This window comes from uncultured Microscilla sp. (assembly GCF_947493425.1).
GTDB lineage: Bacteria > Bacteroidota > Bacteroidia > Cytophagales > Microscillaceae > Microscilla.
In genome coordinates, this window is sequence record NZ_CANLRP010000383.1 from 1 (window position 1) to 1,405 (window position 1,405).

Sequence of the window (1,405 nt, forward strand, 5' to 3'; positions counted from 1 at the left end):
CTAGTTCTAAGATAATAGGGGGTTAGGTATAAAAAACAGAAAATTCCTGGCTACGTTTGATGAATTACGACACCCACCAAACAATAGCACAGGAATATGAATCATCCAAGTGAAAAATCACCAAGACGACGCAGTAAAGATAAAAGACTTTACGAAGAAAGCAATCGTGGTCATCGAACTATCCGCTTGCTTTTTAATGAGGTTGAATATTTAGATATTGTAGATAACCCCGTCCTGTTTCGGGAGCATTTAGATAAGCATATGAAGCAATACCCTGAATTATTTCCTAAGGAGATGTTTAATGGTTATCAGCTTCATGATATACGATATAGTAAACGCCAGAAACTTTATTATCGGAGGGTAAAAGTGGGTAAACAAAATTATACTGTCCAACCCTCTTTTATCACTCCTTACTGGACAGCTACTTGTGGAGATGTTTGGTATCCACTTCTATTATTAAATTATGGCGTGCCCTATTGGTTAATTACTAAGGGCTTTGGTCGTCAAGATGATTATTGGTATCGTTTGTTTTTGCATATAGGTCGCTTTAATATAGTTAGTACAACTGCCCGACGAAAAGGCGTTGTTCCTCAACACTTGGCTGCGGATGAAAAAGTGAGTTGGTGGCAAGGAGAAGAAATATATATTTGTACAACTGCATCTGAGGAGTGTTTATGGGGGGCAGAACCTTCATTAAGTAGTGATGAATTAGGACTTGAGAGAGGGTATGGAGTATTTACAAGAGAGGCAGAAATAGCACAGGAAGGGTATCAAGTACAGACAGTAAACACGGATGGCTGGCAGGCTACCCGTAAAGCGTGGAAAAACCTCTATAATGGAGTAGTATTAGTTTTATGTTTTTTGCACGGATACCTAAAAATCAGGGCAACAGCCAAGAAGTTAGCACAGAAGAATGAATTATTTAATATGATATGGGAAGTGTATACCCAAAAGACCAAAGAAGAGTTTTTGATTAAAATAAATGAACTATCCGAATGGACTAACAATAATATTGAGCGACAAAGTACATTGGTTAATGTTGGCAAGTTGTGTGACAAAGCTAGCCAGTATGCCACCTATTATGAACAACCTAATGCATACAGAACATCAAATGCTGTGGATAGACCAATGAGACGTATGGATAGATTTTTATTCATTAATCAATATTTTCACGGGCATTTCGCTTCTGCCCAGCTACTAAGCAGGGCATTTGCACTCTGTTTTAATTTTATGCCGTTTTGTACCAGATATAAATATAAGCATCCCGAAAAAGAGGAAAAATTTAACTCAAGAGCAGCACAGTACAACCAGTTTAAATACCATCAGAATTGGCTAATTAACCTAATGACTGCGGCTTCTCTTAATGGGAGACTTAAATGCCTCCCCCAAATGTCTTAGAACTAGA

1 protein-coding gene is annotated in these 1,405 nt (G+C 37.9%); it reads left to right on the top strand.

From position 1 onward, the window contains the following. The first annotated feature begins 96 nt into the window (after positions 1 to 96). Positions 97 to 1,398: a hypothetical protein gene (locus tag Q0954_RS33895; RefSeq protein WP_299466508.1), complete on the top strand. Its 1,302-nt coding sequence runs from the start codon at positions 97 to 99 to the stop codon at positions 1,396 to 1,398. Positions 1,399 to 1,405 lie beyond the last annotated feature (7 nt).